This window comes from Stenotrophomonas sp. 82F1 (assembly GCF_056861525.1).
Genome location: NZ_JBSPUD010000012.1, coordinates 23,706 through 41,398, shown reverse-complemented (window position 1 = coordinate 41,398; position 17,693 = coordinate 23,706). Strand labels below are relative to the sequence as shown.

The window sequence follows — 17,693 nt, the reverse complement described above, 5'->3', positions numbered from 1 at the left end:
GGGGTGGGTCCGGTTGCGGGGGCGTGAGCCGCATGGATGCGGCGACCGAGCTTACATGGACGTACTTGCGGCGTCCCCCGCAACCGGACCCACCCCGCCATCCCACAGGAACCCGGCTTTTGCCGTTGCCGTTGCCTTGGCCTCGGCGGGTGCAGGGCGCAGCCCTGCCGGAAACCCCAACCTGAACAGCCTGTTTTGCGTCAGGTCTCATCCTTCCGCTAGACTATCCGGGTCTGCAGCGGCCGTCCGTTTCCCTCCGGGATCGCCGGCGACAGGGGTCCGCCCCATCGCCCGCCCCCACTCCGACGCCGTTCGTCACGCATTCCAGCCTGCGCTTCGCGTTGGCTGCACCCAATTCTCGCAGCGCGGTTCACGGGAACGCTCCGAGTCAGCCGATCAGTTTGATCTGCCCCCGTCTGTCCGTTCGGACAGGCGTTAACTGTACTTGGAGCAATCTCGATGTCTTTTGAATCCTTGGGCCTTGCGCCCTTCCTGCTGCGTGCGCTCGCCGAGCAGGGCTACGAAACCCCGACCCCGATCCAGCAGCAGGCGATCCCGCTGGTGCTGGCCGGTCGCGACCTGCTGGCCGGCGCGCAGACCGGCACCGGCAAGACCGCCGCGTTCGGCCTGCCGCTGCTGCAGCACCTGGGCACCGCTTCGCAGGAAGTGCGTACCGGCCCGCGCAAGCCGCGCGCGCTGATCCTGGCACCGACCCGCGAGCTGGCCACCCAGGTGCATGACAGCCTGCGCGGTTACAGCAAGTACCTGCGCATCCCCAGCGCCTGCATCTACGGCGGCGTCGGCATGGGCAACCAGCTCGACATCCTGCGTCGCGGCGTGGACCTGCTGGTGGCCTGCCCGGGCCGCCTGATCGACCACCTGGAGCGTCGCAGCATCGACCTGTCCGGCATTGAAGTGCTGGTGCTGGACGAAGCCGACCGCATGCTGGACATGGGCTTCCTGCCCTCGATCAAGCGCATCCTGGCCAAGCTGCCCAAGCAGAACCGCCAGACCCTGCTGTTCTCGGCCACCTTCGAGGACAACATCCGCCAGTTGGCGCTGGAGTTCATGCGCAACCCGGAGCAGATCCAGGTGACGCCGAAGAACACCGTGGCCGAGACCATCACCCACAAGGTGCATCCGGTCGATGCCAGCCGCAAGCGCGACCTGCTGCTGCACCTGTTGGCGCAGGACAGCCGCGAGCAGACCCTGGTGTTTGCCCGCACCAAGCACGGCAGCGACAAGCTGGCTGCGTTCCTGGAAAAGTCCGGCATCAAGACCGCGGCGATCCACGGCAACAAGAGCCAGGGCCAGCGCCTGCGTGCGCTGGGCGACTTCAAGGCCGGCCGTGTCACCGTGCTGGTGGCCACCGACATCGCCGCGCGCGGTATCGACATCAACGAGCTGCCGAAGGTGATCAACTTCGATCTGCCGATGGTGGCCGAAGACTACGTGCACCGCATTGGCCGTACCGGCCGCAACGGTGCTACCGGTGAAGCGATTTCGCTGGTTGCGCAGGATGAAGTGAAGCTGCTGCGCGCGATCGTGCGCCTGCTCGGCCGTGACATGGACATCCGCGATGTGCCGGGCTTCGAGCTGCAGACGCCGATCCGCTGGGGCAACAGTGCTCCGGGCAAGGCCGAGGCCGATACCGGCGAGCGCGTGCCGCGCAAGACCCACGCGCGCCGTCCGCACGGCGATGCGCCGCGTCATGCACATGCAGGCCCGAAGAAGGCCGGCGGTGGCCGTCGCGAGGGCGCTGGCAACAGCCAGCAGCGCGCGGGCGCAGGTGCCGGTCAGGGCCAGCGTCGCGGTGGCGGTGCGAATACGGGTGGCGGTCGTGGCCGCAGCCAGGGTGGCGGCGGCGGTCGCGCCAGCTGATCCCAGCTGACAGGGATGGCGTCTCCCGCTGCGCGGGGGCTGCTTATCGAGGGACGACGCTAACGCGTCGTCCCTTTTTTGTTGCTGGCTGCCGGGTGGTTTGAGAGCTGGCGGTTGGTTTTGTGTGGGCGTTGGGGAGCGGGGAGAAGAAGGATCAAATTCAAATTCAAATTCAAATGCAAAGACAAAGACAAAGACAAAAGCAAAAGCCGGAATTCCAGCTTTTGCTTTTGCTTTTGCCCTTGCTCCCGCCTTGGGTTTGATGCATCCGCGCCCGCAGGAAACTGTCCGGGGAGGACGGATGGGCTGCGCAGGACCGCAGGCGCCATGGATGGCGCCTACGAGCCTACAGGGACGTACTTGCGGCGTGTCCTGCGCGGCCCATCCGTCCTCCCAATCCCAGCGTCAGTTCGGCGCGTAATGCCTCAACCCCGCGCTTTACTCGGATTCACCAGATTCCCGAAGAAGATCGCATTGATCAGCAACCGGTCGGTGCCATGCCAGTACTTGCGATGCGCCGGATCATCCGCAAACAGGATCACGTTGCCCTGCCCCTGCGCCGACACCAGCAGCCACGCACTGCCGGCCACGCGACTGCGGTTGCGCTCGGACAGATACCCGTTCACCCGCGGCGTGTCGTCGATCCGCACCACCGTGGAAAACCCGTTCGCGCTCGGCTGCAGGATGACCGTGTTCTCCTTGTTGATCGCCAGTTGCCGGCGCGGCACGCCGAATGCCAAAGGATGGCTGGTGTCGACGTCGGCACTGAGGATGTTGCCGCTGACACGCTCGATCGCGGCAATATCGCGCTGGTCACCGAAGGCGCGGCGCGCGCTGTCACCTGCTTCCTCGTCCTTGCCCAGCTTCTCGCCGTCGGCAAGTTTCTGTTCGATCGCCCACTTTGAAGCGCTGCCATAGGTCACCAGTGAGCCACCGGCCTGGATCCAGCGCTTCAATGCCGCTACTGCGGTTGCGTCGATGCTGGTGTAGGTGCCGCCGGAGAGCACGATCGTGGTGTAGCGATCCAGCGATACCTTGCCCAGCTGCTGCGGGTCCAGTTTGCTGGCCGGCAGGCGCAGCTGCTGGTCAAGCAGGAACCAGGCCGAACCGATTTCGGTGGCGGCCACGCCCTCGCCCATCACCAGCGCGACGGCTGGCTTGCGTAGTGCCTTGACGCCATCACTGCCCAGGTCGATGCCATCGCGGCTGCGACCACTGGACAGCGCATGCACCTGCACGCCGGCTGCCCGCGCTGCAGCGGCGACCGCTTCCTGCAGCGCCGCGCCCTGCAGCGGCTGCCCGGCCACCGGTACCACGATGCTGCCACCGGCAAAGGCCACGTCGCCCTGTGCGGTGCTGGCGGTGAACGGCTGGAAGGTGGCACGCGTGGACAAGCCCTTGGCCTGCAGGCCGGCCAGTGCGCGGCCCGCGTTGTAGTCGCGCCAGTCGATTACATAAGCGAAGCCCGCTTCACCGCCGATCACCCCGCCCTGTGCTGCGGGAACCTCGAGCACGCGGGCGCCGCCGTCGATGCGGCTGCGGCTGCCGGCAGAGGCCACGCCGTAGGCCGGGGCGATCGCATAGCTGGTACTGCCGTAGAACACGTCGCCCTTGATCGGCGGCGTCTCGGCGAAGATCGAATGGACCAGGCGGAACTGCGCCTGCTGCACCGGCACCACGTAGGCGCTGCCCGCGTCGAAACGCTGGCCATCCACGGTGACGGCGCGATCCAGCGCATGCACTTCAATCCTGTGCAGCAACAGCAGTTCCAGCAGGCGCCGGGTCAATGCCGGATCATGCGCATCGCCGAACACGAAGCTCTTTACCGGCTGCTGCGCGGCCTGCTTCAGCGCGCTCTGGAAGAACTGCTTCTGCAGATCGAACAGGGCGCTGCGCTCGGTCACCGCGCCGCGCACGGTGCCCAAGCCGGTGGCCACCTGGTTGCGGATGGTGAACGGGAACGTCAGCAGGCCATTCACCGATTCCTGCACGCGACCACGCGAGCTGGCCTGTTCGACGGTGACACCAACCGCGCCGTGGAAGTCCGGATAGGTCGAGCCGTACACGGGCGAGAAATTGTCGAAGTTCTCACCGGTGTAGTACAGCGAACCCAGCGCATCGAGCGCCTGGGCATGGTACTTGGCCAGAGTCTTGTTGAACTCGTACGACGCCGCCGGGATCAACGGGCTATGCATGCTCTTCGGCGATGGCTCGAAGTAGTACGTGCTGTCCTTGCCCATCTCGTGGAAGTCGATCTGCACGTTCGGGTACCACTGGTGGAACTGCGCCACCTTCGGTCGCGAATCCTGCTGGGTCAGCGCCAGCCAATCGCGGTTGAGATCGGTGAAGTAGTGGTTGGTGCGGCCCTGCGGGAACGGCTCAACGTGCTCCTTGTCGGCTGGATCGGCCGAGGCCGGATCTGACGCCCAGGCGTTGTGCCAGTTGGCGGCGCGGTCGCGGCCATCGGGATTCTGCGCCGGGTCGAACAGCACCACCGCCTGCTGCAGCCACTGCTGCGTTTCCGCGCTGCGGTTGGCCACCAGGTAGTACGCGGTCAGCATCGCCGCTTCGCCGCTGGAGGTCTCGTTACCGTGCACGCTGTAGCCCAGCCACACCACCACCGGACTGTCACCGGCAGCGCTGCGCGGCTGCGCCGGATCAACCAGGGTCGCGTGCTGCTGGCGGATCTGTTCCAGCCGCGCGTGGTTGCCGGCAGCGGTGACCGTGGCAATCAGCAGCGTGCGGCCCTCATAGCTGCGACCGATCTCGCGCACGCTGATCTTGTCCGAGTGCTTGGCCAGCTCCTGGAAGTAAGCCACCAGCTGGTCGTGGCGGGTGTAACGGCTGCCGATCGGATAGCCGAGGAACTGCTCCGGCGTGGGAATGGCGGTATCGAAGGCCGCTGCATCGGTGGTCTTCGGGAAGAAATAGGCGCTCTGCGCATGCACCGCAGACGGCAGCGATACGGCGGTGGCGACGGCAAGCAACAGCGGGAAAACAGCACGGCGGTGGAAGGACACGGTGACTCCCCAGAAACATGGCAACACGGCCGGCCACACGGGCCGGCCGGCCGCGGCGGGTGGATCAGAAGCGGTAATCGAAGCCCAGCGTGAAGTAGCGGCCACGCAGGTCGTACTGGCTGAAGTCGTACGGCGCACGGATGCCCGGGAACGACGCGTCGTACGGCGGCGTCTTGTCACCCAGGTTCTGCACCTTGGCATACACGGTCAGGTTCTCGATGCCGGTGTAGCCCAGGTACAGATCGAACTGGTTGTAGGCATCGACGCGGCTCTGCACTGCGGCGGCGGCGGTGCTGGCCTTCTGGTCGTAGCCACTGGTGTAGTACCAGGTCACCGCAGCGGTGTAGTCGCTGTACTTCCAGTCCAGGGTGGTGGTGGCCTTGTTCTTCGGCAGGGTGGCGCCGAGGTTGCTGCCGGCATAGTCCACCAACGGGCCACCGACCACGGTCGGGCGCCGGTAGTCGCGCACGTGGGTATAGGCCGAGGTCACGGTGAAGTCACCGAAGGCGGTGGTCGGGATGCGCTGGCGCAGCTCGACGTCGATGCCCGAAGTCTTCAGCTCGCTCAGGTTCTGGTAGCGGTTGTAGACCGCCTGCAGCTTGCCACGCTCATCGCGCTGCACGGCGCCGGCGACGTTGTCGTTGACCAGGGTCTGGGTGTTGTTGGTACCGACCAGATTGTCCAGCTGGATGCGGTAGTAGTCGACGCTCAGGTTGGTGTTCGCCCACGGCGACAGCACCACGCCGAAGTTCACGCTCTTGGTACGCTCCGGCTTCAGGTCGCTGTTGCCGACGGTGAAGAAGGTCGGGTTCTGCCGCGAGCCCGGCACGTCCGGATCACGCGGGTCGACCACGCTGCCGTAGGCGATGCTGGTGCTGTTGGAGTTCTCCGACAGCGACGGCGCACGGAAGCCCTTCGACGCCGAGGCTCGCACCAGCAGGAAATCCAGCGGCTGCCAGCGCAGGCCAAGCTTGGGCGAGAACGCGTCGCCGAAATCATCGTAGTGATCGGCGCGGGCGGCGGCGGACAGCTCCAGGGTCGAGGCCAGCGGCACGTTGACCTCGGCATAGGCGGCGCTGACCTTGCGCTCGCCGTGCACTTCGGCAATCGCCGGGCGCACCTGCAGGCCGGCGTCGATCTGCCACGGGTTGTTCGAGTCGAGCTTCTCGCGGCGCCATTCAGCACCGGCAGCGAAACCGATGTCACCGGCCCAGGTGTGGCCGAGGCTGCCGGAGATCTTCGCGTCGATGCCCTGCAGCACCGACTCGGCCGGACGCAGGGTGGCGATGTTGATCGAATCGCGCACCGACTGCGGCGTCGCCGCCGGGTTCAGCAGGTTGTAGCTGCCGGTCGCCAGCGCATTGGCCAGCGCCCAGCGGTTGGCGAAGCCGCCGGAGACGGTTTCGCGCTCGCTGCTGCGCGCACCGAATGCAGCCACTTCCCAGTCCCACTTCTCGGAGTTGCCACGCAGCCCGAACACACCGCGATAGGCAGTGGAGCGGTTGGTCTTGATGGTGCCGCCGAGGTCGAAGAAGGTGTATTCGATCGGAATCGCGCGGCCGTACGGGTTGTACGGGCTGCTGGCCGGCAGGTTGGACGACACCGGCTCGGCCAGGCCGGTCTGCGCGTTCAGTGCGAAGCGACCGCTTTCCAGGGTGAAGAACGGGCTGCTGCCGAACCACGCAGCGCTCTTGATCTGGCTGTACAGCACTTCGCCGAACGCTTCGACGTTGTCGCCAAGGCGGAAGGTGCCGTTGGCGTAGGCCTGGTAGCGCTTGGTCGAGGGAATCAGGGTGGTGTACGGGGCCTGGTTGAAGCCGCAGGTATCACCGGCCAGACCGTCGATCGGTGCACTGGCCACGCGGGTGGTGCCGGTGGGGCAGTTGCCGTTGGCATCGAGCATCGGCACGGAGGTGCCATTGACCAGATAGCGTGCGCCCTTGGCCGACCAGCCGTTCCAGCGGCCGCCGGGCTGGTCGCTGTAGATGCCGCTCTTGGTCAGGTTGCGCTCGTCCTGGTCCAGTCGCTCGCGGTTGTAGGCCTGCAGGCTGAAGAGGATGTTGTAGCCGTCCTTGTCGATGTCGCCCAGACCACCGACGAACTTCAGGTTCTGCTCGTGCAGGCCGCCCTGGTCGGCGCCACCGAAGCTGCCGCCGATCTCGGCGCCTTCGAAGTTCTGCCGGGTGATGATGTTGACCACGCCGGCCACCGCATCGCTGCCGTACACCGCCGATGCACCGTCCTTGAGCACTTCAATGCGTTCGACGGCCACCAGCGGCAGCGCGTTGAGATCGACGAAGGTGTCCGACAGGCCGCCGGCCGGGAAGCCGTAGTTGGCCAGGCGACGGCCGTTGAGCAGCACCAGCGTGTTCTTCTGCGAGAGGCCACGCAGACCGATGCCGGCCGAGCCCGACGCCCAACCGTTGTTGGTGGTCTCGTTGTTGGCATTGCCGGTGTTGGCCGAGATCGAGCGCAGCACATCGGCCACGGTGGCCTTGCCGGTCTGTTCCAGCTGCTGGCGGCCGATCACCTGCACAGGGTTGGAGGCTTCGGTATCGGCGCGTTTGATGTTGGAACCGGTGACGCGCACGGCAGCCAGGGTGCTGGCTTCGCCGCTGGCGTCGGCGGTGGTTTCGGCGGCGGCAGACAAAGGCGCGGCCAGAGCGACGGCCAGGGCCGCCACGAGCAGGGTGTGCTGGGGCATGACGATGTGGGGGAGGTAGTGGAAGGACGAGGTAAGTTCCGCAGTAATCCATGCCTGGCCGGGTTGCGGCCAATAACATCTCTTCATACGGATATAAGAGAAACTATCATCTCTTCATCCGGATGAAAAGAATTTCTTCACAGAAAGGCAACGCGGGACCGGGCTGATCGGGCGCCTGCGGCGTACAATCGCGACATGGAAATCTTCAAAGTCTTCATGCTCGAGGCGGCGCACCGCCTCCCCAACGTGCCGCCGGGGCACAAATGCGCGCGCCTGCACGGCCACTCCTTCCGGGTGGAACTGAAGGTGGAGGGCGAGCCGGGTGCGCAGACCGGCTGGATCATGGATTTCGGCGACGTGAAGGCGGCGTTCCAGCCGATCTACGACCGCCTGGACCATCACTACCTCAATGACATCCCCGGCCTGGAGAACCCGACCAGCGAGAATCTGGCGGTGTGGATCTGGAACGAGCTCAAGCCCACCCTGCCGGCACTGAGCGAGATCACCGTGCACGAAACCTGCACCTCGGGCTGCCGCTACCGCGGCCCTGCTGCCTGATCAACCCATTGATCTGAAAGGGATCCAGGCGCCGGAAACGGCGCCTTCGTATTTTTTGTTGCATTGCCGCATGATCGGCGTATGCTGCATTGCATCAACGCAAATGCACGGCGGATGCGACTGGCAACAGCCACTGGCGCGACGCCCACGCTCATTGCATGGGTCCCTCCCCCCATGCAATCCGGACCCGGCAGATCCCTCCCTCTGCCGGGTCTTTTTTTGCCTGCCGTCTGGGATTCTGGAGCGCGTCTTCGTCCGGCTCTCTGCCAGCTGAAGGGCCCCGCCGGGGCAGGTAGGGGGCTGGGCAAATGTCCCCCGGCGCCGGCCTGCGGCCGCCCCCTCCTCCTTTACTTTGCCCAGACCCCTACCCGCCCCGACGAGGCTCGGCTTGCGGCACCAGGCGCGCAGATCGCTGCTTTTCCTGAGGCCACCGAAGATCTCCCCACGCAGGGCGGAGGCCCTTGCGTGCGAAGTAAAGGGGGAGGTGACGGCCAACGGCCGGCGCCGGAGGACATTCGCACGCAAGGGCCTCCGCCCTGCGCCAGCAAGATCCGCCGCGCCCGTAAGGATCGCTCCCGGCTAGCGCCCGCGATTCCCGTGCCAGTGCTGGTACCACGCCTGGAACATCAACACGTTCCACAGGTGCGTATGCCATTTGCGCTCGCCGCGCAGGAACGCCTCCCAGATCGCGCGCACGCGCACCGCATCGAAGCAGCCCTGGTTGCGCAGCAGTTGTGGGTCGAGCAGCGCTTCCGCCCAGTCACGCAGTGGGCCGGCCAGCCAGCGTGCCATCGGTGGGCCGAAACCGCGCTTGGGACGATAGACCAGCGGCGCGGGAAGGTAGCGCGACAGCAGATGCTTGAGGATCCGCTTGTGCTCACCGTCGTGGTATTTCAGGTGCTGCGGCAGGCGCCAGGCCAGGCGCACCACCTCCATGTCCAGCAACGGCGAGCGCGTTTCCACGCCGGCCGCCATGCCGGCGCGGTCGACCTTGGCAAGGATGCCTTCGGCCAGATCCATGCGGAAATCCAGCAGCTGGATGCGTGCTTCTGCCGGCAGTGCGGTGTCCTGCTGCTGGAAGATCGTCGCCGGCTCGCGTGCGCCCAATACCACCTGGGTCGGCTGCCGCCAGCGGGTGACGCGCTGCAGGTAATGCCCCTCCACATCGTTGGCGGCCACCTCGGCCACCAGTGCCCGCCATCCGCCAAGCCGGCCCCGCTCGACGTTCAAGCGGCTGCTGCCACGTCGCGCGAGGTCGCGCACCCAGTCCGGCAGGCCACCGCACAGGCGCGCATTGCGCAACGCACGGCCATAACTGGGATGGCCGAAGAACAGTTCATCGCCGCCGTCGCCGGTCAACGCCACCGGCTTGCGCGCGCCGAGCAGCTCGCTGGCCAGCAGGGTGGGCAGCTGCGAGGCATCGGCGAACGGTTCGCACCAGACCTGCGGCAAGCGTTGCAGCAGATCCAGGCCCTGCCGGCTGTCCATCCTGTGCAGGTGGTGATGCACGCCCAGGTGGCGGGCGACCTGCGAGGCCCAGTCGCTCTCGTCGTGACCGGGGTCGTCGAACCCCACCGTCCATGCTTCGATCGGCAACGCCGATTGCGCCTGCATCATCGCCACCACAAGCGACGAATCGGTGCCACCGGACAGGAACGCGCCGCAGGCCACGGGTGAATGCATGCGCGTGGCGATCGCCTGCTGCAGCACCACCTCCAGCTGGTCGGTGGCCTGCTCCAGGCTGGGCGCCGGCTGCAACGGCTGCTGCAGCGCGGATTGCATCGCATCGCGCGCGCACCAGTAACGATGGCCTCCCTGCGTCGCCTGCGTTGATCTGCCGGCGGCATGATCGTTGAGGTCCACGCGCAGCATCGCCCCGGCCACCAGCTTGTGGATGCCGCGATAGATGGTGTGCGGCGCGGGCACATAGTCATGGCGCAGCAGCAGGCTCAATGCATCCTGGTCGATGCTGGGAGCGAATCCGGCAAAGGCCTGCAGCGCCTTCAGCTCCGAAGCGAACAGGAACTGGCCCTGGTACCACCCGTAATACAACGGCCGTTCGCCGACCGGATCGCGCGCCAGCCAGAGTTCATGCGCATGGCGGTCCCAGACACTGAACGCAAACGCCCCTTCGATGCGCGTCAGCGCACGCTGCACGCCCCACTCGACGATGGCCTGCAGCAGCAGGCGTGCATCGGTGCAGCTGCGTGGCAGATCGCGCAGCTGCGACTGCAGCGCCGCCCTGTTGTAGATGCGGCCATCCAGGCACAGCACGTAGCGCCCGCAGCTGGAGCTGAGCGGCTGCAACGGCATGTCGGTCGGTGCACGGCAATGACCAAGGGCCAGTCCCGCGTCGGCATCGGTCCAGTAACCGATGCGACCGCGGCCGCGCTGCTGCAGCGCCCGCAACATCGGCGCCAACTGCTGCAGCAGCTGCTCGTCGTCGGCCGGCGGCAGCCAGGCCCCGACCACGCCGCTCATCGCTGGCCTCCATGGCAATGGCAATCAAGGGAACGCACGGGGCAGGAGGCGGACGGCATGAGGGCGGCACGCGGATGGGGAAAGCTGCCATGCTCGGCCCCGCCGAGCGCCACGTCAGTCGTAGCGCTGTCAGCGACCGTCACCACAGGCGCGCTTTGCGTAACGTTTTGTAACGACCGGATTGCTACGCTGCAGCCAAGTCATTGCCTGGCCTGAGGCCCGGCCCGTGCGCCAGCAACCCCGGCTGAATGGCGCCCGCCCCCAGGACCCGGGCGGCCCGACAGCTGGGATAGCATCGCCGCGCTCGTGCCACGGCGGTACGGAAGCGCCCCGGAGGCCTTGTAAATGCTGGATATCGTACTGGTTGAAGACGACGCTCGGCTGGGCACGATGGTCAGCGACTACCTGCAGCGGCACGGTTACCAGGTCGCCCATGAGCGCTGCGGCCAGCGCGCGATCGCCCGGATCCTCAGCGAGAAGCCGGCGCTGGTCCTGCTCGATATCGGCCTGCCGGACCAGGATGGTTTCGAAGTGTGTCGGCAGATCCGGCCCCACTATGACGGGATCATCTGCGTGCTGAGTGCCCGTACCGACAACATCGACCAGGTACTGGGGCTGGAACTGGGCGCCGACGACTACATCGGCAAGCCGATCGAACCACGGGTGCTGCTGGCCCGGCTGCGCGCCCATCTGCGCCGCCACCGCCGAGTCGAGCCACGCGATGAAGCGCTGCGTTTCGGTGAACTGAGCATCGACCCGTCCACCCGCAACGTGCATCTGCAGGGCCGCCTGCTGGAACTGACCACCGCCGAATTCGACCTGCTGTTCCTGCTGGCCGGCAACGCAGGCCAGATCCTCGACCGCGATGCGCTGCTGCGCGGCCTGCGCGGCATCGCCTTCGATGGCCTGGACCGCTCGATCGATGCGCGCATCTCGCGGCTGCGGCGCAAGCTGGGCGACAACCCGGAACAGCCCGAGCGGATCAAGACCGTGCGCGGCCGTGGTTACCTGTTCAGCCGATCGGCATGGGGATGAAGCATCCATCGTCGGCCATGCGTGGCCACGCCTTCCACTTCCTGCGCTACGGCATCGGCTTCCTGGTCGCCCATCTGCTGCTGATCGTGCTCGGATTGTGGGCCTGGGATGCGCTGCTGGAAGACCGCACCGAGGCCAGCCTGCAGGCGGAAATGCGCGGCCCGCATGCGATGCTGCAGCATCGATTCGCCGAAACGCCGCCGGCGCAGTGGCCAGCCCTGGCACAACAGCTGGACAGCGATTTCGCCTATCCGCTGCAGCTGATGCCGCTGACCGAGGCGGCCGCGATACTGCCGGCGAAACAGCGGCAAGGCCTGTACAACGGACACGTGCAGATCGAACTGGACAGCATGCGCAGCCTGCAGCGCGTCGGCACCAGCAGCAGCGCATTGATCCTGGGACCGTTGGACCAGGCCCTGCCCGAGGAAGGCTGGCAGGACAGCGAGGCCTCCGGCGTGGCCATCATCCTGCTGATCCTGATGGTGGCGGTGGCGTTGCCGATGTACGTGATGGTCTACCGGCTGTGGCGCGATGTCTCGCAGCTGGCGCAGACCGCGCGACGGATGCGCGATGGCCAGCTCGACAGCCGTGCGCCGCGTGCCGGCACCGCGCTGGTGCGGCCGTTGGCCAAGGCGTTCAACCACATGGCCGAACAGCTGCAGTTGCTGCTGGAAAGCCAGCGCGTGCTGGCCCAGGCGGTGGCGCACGAAGTACGTACACCGCTGGCGCGGATGCGTTTCGGCCTGGCCGATCTGGAAGACACCGGATTGGACGACGCCCAGCGCGATGCGCTGTCCGGGCTGCGCATTGATGTGGACCGCCTGCAGCACCTGACCGACGCTGGCGTTGAATACGCCGCACTCGGCCGCTGCCATCAGCTCACCCGCCAGCGCCTGCAACTGGCCGCACTGGTACGCGGGGTGGTCGACCAGTTCGCGCCTCTGACGATCCCGGTGCAGCTGGACCTGTCGCCGGCAGGGCTGGTCAACGTCAACCGGCACATGCTGGAACTGGCCCTGCGCAACCTGCTGGGCAACGCACTGCGCTATGCGCGCCGGCAGATCCGCATCGTCAGCACGCTCAACGAGGGATGGCTGTGCCTGCAGGTGGAGGACGACGGCCCCGGCATCGCCGTCGAACTGCGCAGCCAGGTGTTGCAGCCCTACGTGCGGCTGGACCAGGCCAGCCCGGGTTTCGGGCTGGGGCTGGCGCTGGTGCAGGTGGTGGCGGACAAGCATCGCGGCCACGTGGAAGTGGCCGATTCGGCGCTCGGTGGTGCCTGCATCCGGCTGCTGCTGCCGATGGAAAGCGGTGTCGCGCCAGCGGCAGAAGACGTCTAGTTCGTCTCCGCATCCGCGCGCGGCAAGGCGAACACGAACAGCGCACCCTGCTCGCTTTCGCGCAGCTCGATGCGGCGGCCATGCAACTGCACGATGCGCTGCACGATCAGCAGGCCGAGCCCGCCGTTTTCGCCACGCCGTGCCCCCAGTGCCGCTGGTGCCTGGAACAGTTGCCCACGCAGCGCTGGCGGCACTCCGGGGCCATCGTCCTGTACCGCCACCTGCACACTGTCGGGCAGCGCCGACAGCTGCACCTGCACGCGGCCACCGTCCGGTGCATGCCGCAGCGCGTTGTCGAGCAGGTTGGTCAGCACGCGCTCCACCAGACCGAGATCGGCGCGTACCAGCGGCAGGCCCGGCGGGAAGTCAGCATGCAGGCGCTGCCCACGCGCCTGCGCGGCCAGTTCGAATTTCTGCAGTACGTCCTGCAGCAGTTCCGGCAGCGCGAAGACTTCCCACTCCAGCCGCACTTCGCCGTGTTCCAGCCGCGCCAGTTCGAACAGCGCGCGGGCAAGACGGCCGACCTTGGCGCTCTGCGCCAGTGCGATACCGAGATAGCGACGACGCTCCTGCGGCGACAGCGTGGCTTCCTTCAGTGCCAGCGTCTCCAGGTAACCGTGCAGCGAGGACAACGGCGTGCGCAGGTCGTGCGAGATGTTGGCCACCAGCTCGCGGCGCTGCAGGTCCTGTTGTCGCAGCTGCTGCCACTGCTCGCCCAGCCGCTGTGCCATCTGTGCATGGGCATGTTCGAGGATCTTCAGTTCATCGCGTTCACCCACGCGCAGCGGTACCGGCGCGGGCAGCGGCGTTGGTGCATCGATATCGAAGGCCTGTATGCGCCGGGTGACCTGGCGCAGCGGCCGGGTCACCCAGTAGAAGGCCACCAGGCCGGCAAGCAGGCCCAGCCCGCCGATCAACAGCACCGACCACAGCGTGGTGCGCCATTGGCTGCCGGCGGCCAGGTCATCGGCCAGCATCTGCCGGTGTTCGCCCACCAGCACCACATACACGTAGCCGGCCTGGCGCCCCTGCACCACCAGCGGCGCGACACTGAACACCTTGCGGCCATCCGTGCTGCGCGGATCGTCACCGAGGATCGGCAGCGGCGCACCGGACAGCAGCCGCCGCAGCGGTGCCACGTCCACCTGGCTGCGCATCAGGTGGCCGCTGGGTGCATCGTGGCCGAGGATGCGGCCCTGGTCGTCCAGCAGGTACACCTCGACGCTGGGGTTGACCGCCATCAGCTGGCCGAACAAGGCGCGCACCGCCGCATCGCGCATGCCGCTGGTGTCCATCAGCTCGCTGCGCTGGGCGATGTGCTCGGCCAACCCCAGCGACAGGCGCTGCACCACTTCCTGCTCATGCCGGGTATTGGTGCGCATCTGCCAGGCCAGCAGCGCCATGCAGCACGTCAGCATCAGCGCCGACATCACCAGCGCCAGCTTCTGCCACAGATTCGGCTTGATCACGCTGCCGCCCCGGCCGGGTCGACCAGCTTGTAGCCACGCCCCCACACCGTCAGCAGACGCCGTGGATTGCCCGGGTCGGTCTCGATCTTGCTGCGCAGGCGGTTGATGTGAGTGTTGACCGTGTGCTCGTAACCATCGTGCTGGTAGCCCCAGACCTGGTTGAGCAGTTCCATCCGCGCAAAGACCTGGTCCGGGTGGCGGGCGAAGAACAGCAGCAGTTCGAACTCGCGCGGGGTGAGCTCCAGCGCGTTGCCATCGACGGCGGCGGTGCGCGCGACCGGGTCCAGGCGCAGCCCACCGAGCTCGATCGCCCCGGCATCGATGCGCGCGTTCTGTGCCATGGCTTCGGCGCGGCGCAGCAGTGCACGCACGCGCGCCACCAGTTCCGGCATCGAGAAGGGCTTGGCCAGGTAGTCGTCCGCGCCCAGTTCCAGGCCGACGATGCGTTGGGTCTCGCTGCCGCGCGCACTGATGATGATGATCGGCACATAGCGCGCCATCGCGCGTGCACGCTGGCAGACCTGCAGGCCGTCCACGCCCGGCAGCATCACGTCCAGCACCAGCGCATCCCACGGACCTTCCTGTTCGATCAGGCGCAGGCCGGCATCACCGCTGGCGGCGTGCGCGACTTCATAGCCCTCATCACCCAGGTGCATGCGCAGCAGGTCGGCGATATGGGCATCGTCTTCAACGATCAGGACACGTTTGGCGGACATCGGCAGGGTCGGGCCAGTGGGGAGGCTGCCCGCATTGTGGCGCGGGAGCGGCGTGGATACCTCACGAAAAATTGAATCCTGCGTGAGGATTCGTTGACCGGAGGGGGCGCAGCATGACCCCGTCGCCCCTTCCAGGAGTCCGCCATGTCCCTCACCCGCCGCCATCTGCTGGGCCTGGGCGGTGCTGTCACCGCCGCCGGCCTGCTGGGCCTGGGCGCATGCAGCCGCGCTGCCCCCGCCGCTGCCGAGGCACGGCCTTCGCGACAGTTCGAGGTGGCCCGCAGCGATGCCGAGTGGCGCCGGCTGCTGAGCCCGGCGCAGTACGCCGTGCTGCGCCAGCAGGCCACCGAGCGCCCCTGGAGCAGCCCGCTGAACAAGGAACACAGGCAGGGTACGTTCGCCTGCGCCGGCTGTGCGCTGCCGCTGTTCTCGTCGTCCACCAAGTTCGAGAGCCACACCGGCTGGCCCAGCTTCTGGGCACCGCTGCACAACGCCATCGGCGAAGACCGTGACACCACCTTCGGCATGTTGCGGGTGGAGGCACATTGCCGCCGTTGTGGCGGCCACCTCGGCCACGTGTTCAACGACGGCCCGCGTCCGACCGGACTGCGCTACTGCATGAACGGCGCGGCGATGACGTTCATTCCCGGGGCTGCACAACAGGACGCCGCTGGCGGCTGGCGCGTGCCGCTGGGTTCTTCCCCCACTTCGGGAGCGTGATGATGCTGCTGTTGCTGCTTGCCTATCTCGGGGGCGTGCTGACCCTGCTCAGCCCGTGCATCCTGCCGGTGCTGCCGTTCGTGTTCGCACGCGCCGATCGTCCTTTCCTGCGCAGCACCCTGCCGCTGCTGGTGGGCATGGCGCTGACCTTCACCGTGGTCGCCAGCCTGGCCGCGGTCGGCAGCCAGTGGGTGGCGCAGGCCAACCAGATCGGCCGCTGGGTGGCACTGGTGCTGATGGCCGTGTTCGCCGTCGCGCTGCTGTGGCCGACCCTGGCCGACCATCTGCTGGCGCCGTTCCAGCGCATCGGTGCGCGGCTGAGCGCGCGCGCCGACGCCGCGGATGCGGCCGGCCGTGGCGGCGCCTGGACCTCCCTGCTGATCGGCATTGCCACCGGCCTGCTGTGGGCGCCCTGCGCCGGCCCGATTCTTGGCCTGGTGCTGACCGGCGCCGCCCTGAACGGCGCCAGCGTCGGCACCAGTTCGCTGCTGCTGGCCTACGCGCTGGGCGCAGTCACCGCACTGGCGCTGGCAGTGTGGGTGGGTGGCCGCGTGTTCCGTGCCCTGCAGACCCGGCTCGGCCTGGGCAATGTGCTGCGCCGGGTGCTGGGTGTGGCCGCGCTGCTGGCGGTAGTGGCGATCGGCCTGGGCTGGGACACCGGCCTGCTGACCCGCCTGTCCGCGGTCAGCACCGCGCGCATCGAGCAGGTCCTGCTGGACGCCGTGCCCGACGCGCAACCGGCAGCACCGCCGATGATGATGATGGCGGCCGGGCAGGCAGGCGCGCCGCTGCCAGTGGAAGGCACACTGCCTTCGCTGGACGGCGCCACCGGCTGGCTCAACAGCCCACCGCTGAGTGCGGAGCAGCTGCGCGGCAAGGTGGTGCTGATCGATTTCTGGACCTACTCCTGCATCAACTGCCTGCGCGCGATGCCGTTCGTGCACGAGTGGGCGCAGCGCTACCGCGACCATGGCCTGGTGGTGGTCGGCGTGCATACGCCGGAGTTCGCCTTCGAGCGCGACCCGCGCAACGTGATGAAGGCCGTGCAGCAGCTGAAGGTCGAATACCCGGTCGCGCTCGACAACCAATATGCGATCTGGCGCGGGTTCAACAACCGCTACTGGCCGGCGCACTACTTCATCGACGCGCAGGGCAACATCCGCGGCCATCAGTTCGGCGAGGGCAACTACGCGCACTCCGAACAGGTGATCCGCCGTCTGCTGGTGGAAGCCGGGCAGACCGACCTGCCACCGCCTGCAGACCCCGCTGCGGCCGACCTGCAGGGCGTAGCCACGCAGGCCGACATGGGCAACCTGCGCTCGCCGGAAACCTACCTGGGCCACGCACGTGCCAAGCAGTTCGCCTCGCCGGGCGGGCAGCGTGCCGACGCAGCCTTCGGCTACGCGCTGCCGTCCACCCTGGCGCTGAACCAATGGGGCCTGTCCGGGCAGTGGCGGGTCAACGATGAAGCGGCACAGCTGCGGCAGGCCGGCGGGCGCATCGCTTTCCAGTTCCATGCCCGCGACCTGCATCTGGTGCTGGCACCGGGCGAGGACGGAACGCCGGTGCGCTTCCGCGTGCTGCTCGATGGCAAGCCACTGCCAGCGGCTGATGCCGGTGCGGACGTGGCCGCCGATGGCACCGGCACCGTCAACGAACACCGTCTGTACCAGCTGATCCGCCAGCGCGGCACGATCGGTCCGCATCGTTTCGAGATCGAATTCCTTGACGCAGGCGTGCAGGCCTACGCCTTCACCTTCGGTTGAACC

General features: G+C 67.3%; 11 protein-coding genes. 6 read left to right on the top strand and 5 right to left on the bottom strand.

Going from position 1 to position 17,693, the window contains the following annotated elements; all coding sequences use genetic code 11:
• The first annotated feature begins 459 nt into the window (after positions 1-459).
• Positions 460-1,881 carry a DEAD/DEAH box helicase gene (locus tag AC13GI_RS13050; RefSeq protein WP_482996506.1) on the top strand — a complete coding sequence of 474 codons (1,422 nt, stop codon included), beginning with the start codon at positions 460-462 and terminating at the stop codon, positions 1,879-1,881.
• A 425-nt stretch (positions 1,882-2,306) separates the two neighbouring features.
• On the opposite strand, the gene AC13GI_RS13045 is transcribed toward AC13GI_RS13050, so the two are convergent.
• Together AC13GI_RS13045 and AC13GI_RS13040 are read right to left on the bottom strand one after the other, a co-directional pair.
• Positions 2,307-4,901: a M14 family zinc carboxypeptidase gene (locus AC13GI_RS13045; protein ID WP_482996505.1), complete on the bottom strand. Its 2,595-nt coding sequence runs from the start codon at positions 4,899-4,901 to the stop codon at positions 2,307-2,309.
• A gap of 64 nt (positions 4,902-4,965) precedes the next feature.
• A complete protein-coding gene (locus AC13GI_RS13040) occupies positions 4,966-7,605 on the bottom strand; it encodes a TonB-dependent receptor (RefSeq protein WP_482996504.1) in 2,640 nt (879 codons plus the stop codon).
• 195 nt (positions 7,606-7,800) lie between these two features.
• Between AC13GI_RS13040 and queD the strand changes: the two genes are divergently transcribed.
• Entirely contained in the window at positions 7,801-8,163 is a 363-nt protein-coding gene (queD, locus tag AC13GI_RS13035) for a 6-carboxytetrahydropterin synthase QueD (RefSeq protein WP_025878441.1), read from the top strand.
• Between the two features lie 579 nt (positions 8,164-8,742).
• On the opposite strand, the gene asnB is transcribed toward queD, so the two are convergent.
• The gene (gene asnB / locus AC13GI_RS13030; RefSeq protein WP_482996503.1) at positions 8,743-10,644 is read right to left on the bottom strand and encodes an asparagine synthase (glutamine-hydrolyzing); all 1,902 of its coding nucleotides are present in this window, start codon (positions 10,642-10,644) and stop codon (positions 8,743-8,745) included.
• 345 nt (positions 10,645-10,989) lie between these two features.
• Between asnB and AC13GI_RS13025 the strand changes: the two genes are divergently transcribed.
• Positions 10,990-11,679: a winged helix-turn-helix domain-containing protein gene (locus tag AC13GI_RS13025; RefSeq protein WP_482996502.1), complete on the top strand. Its 690-nt coding sequence runs from the start codon at positions 10,990-10,992 to the stop codon at positions 11,677-11,679.
• Positions 11,676-13,019, top strand: coding sequence for an ATP-binding protein (locus AC13GI_RS13020; protein WP_482996501.1), 1,344 nt, complete (start codon positions 11,676-11,678; stop codon positions 13,017-13,019). The genes AC13GI_RS13025 and AC13GI_RS13020 overlap by 4 nt, the downstream gene beginning before the upstream one ends.
• On the opposite strand, the gene AC13GI_RS13015 is transcribed toward AC13GI_RS13020, so the two are convergent.
• Positions 13,016-14,488, bottom strand: coding sequence for a sensor histidine kinase (locus AC13GI_RS13015; RefSeq protein WP_099821600.1), 1,473 nt, complete (start codon positions 14,486-14,488; stop codon positions 13,016-13,018). The two genes, AC13GI_RS13020 and AC13GI_RS13015, sit on opposite strands and share 4 nt — an antisense overlap.
• Positions 14,485-15,204, bottom strand: a complete 720-nt coding sequence (locus tag AC13GI_RS13010) for a response regulator transcription factor (protein WP_025878436.1) — start codon at positions 15,202-15,204, stop codon at positions 14,485-14,487. The genes AC13GI_RS13015 and AC13GI_RS13010 overlap by 4 nt, the downstream gene beginning before the upstream one ends.
• Positions 15,205-15,348: 144 nt before the next feature.
• On the opposite strand from AC13GI_RS13010, the gene msrB reads away from it, so the two are divergent.
• Positions 15,349-15,924, top strand: coding sequence for a peptide-methionine (R)-S-oxide reductase MsrB (gene msrB, locus AC13GI_RS13005; RefSeq protein WP_099821598.1), 576 nt, complete (start codon positions 15,349-15,351; stop codon positions 15,922-15,924).
• A 2-nt stretch (positions 15,925-15,926) separates the two neighbouring features.
• On the top strand, positions 15,927-17,690 hold the full coding sequence (locus AC13GI_RS13000) for a cytochrome c biogenesis protein DipZ (RefSeq protein WP_482996500.1): 1,764 nt from the start codon (positions 15,927-15,929) through the stop codon (positions 17,688-17,690).
• Positions 17,691-17,693 lie beyond the last annotated feature (3 nt).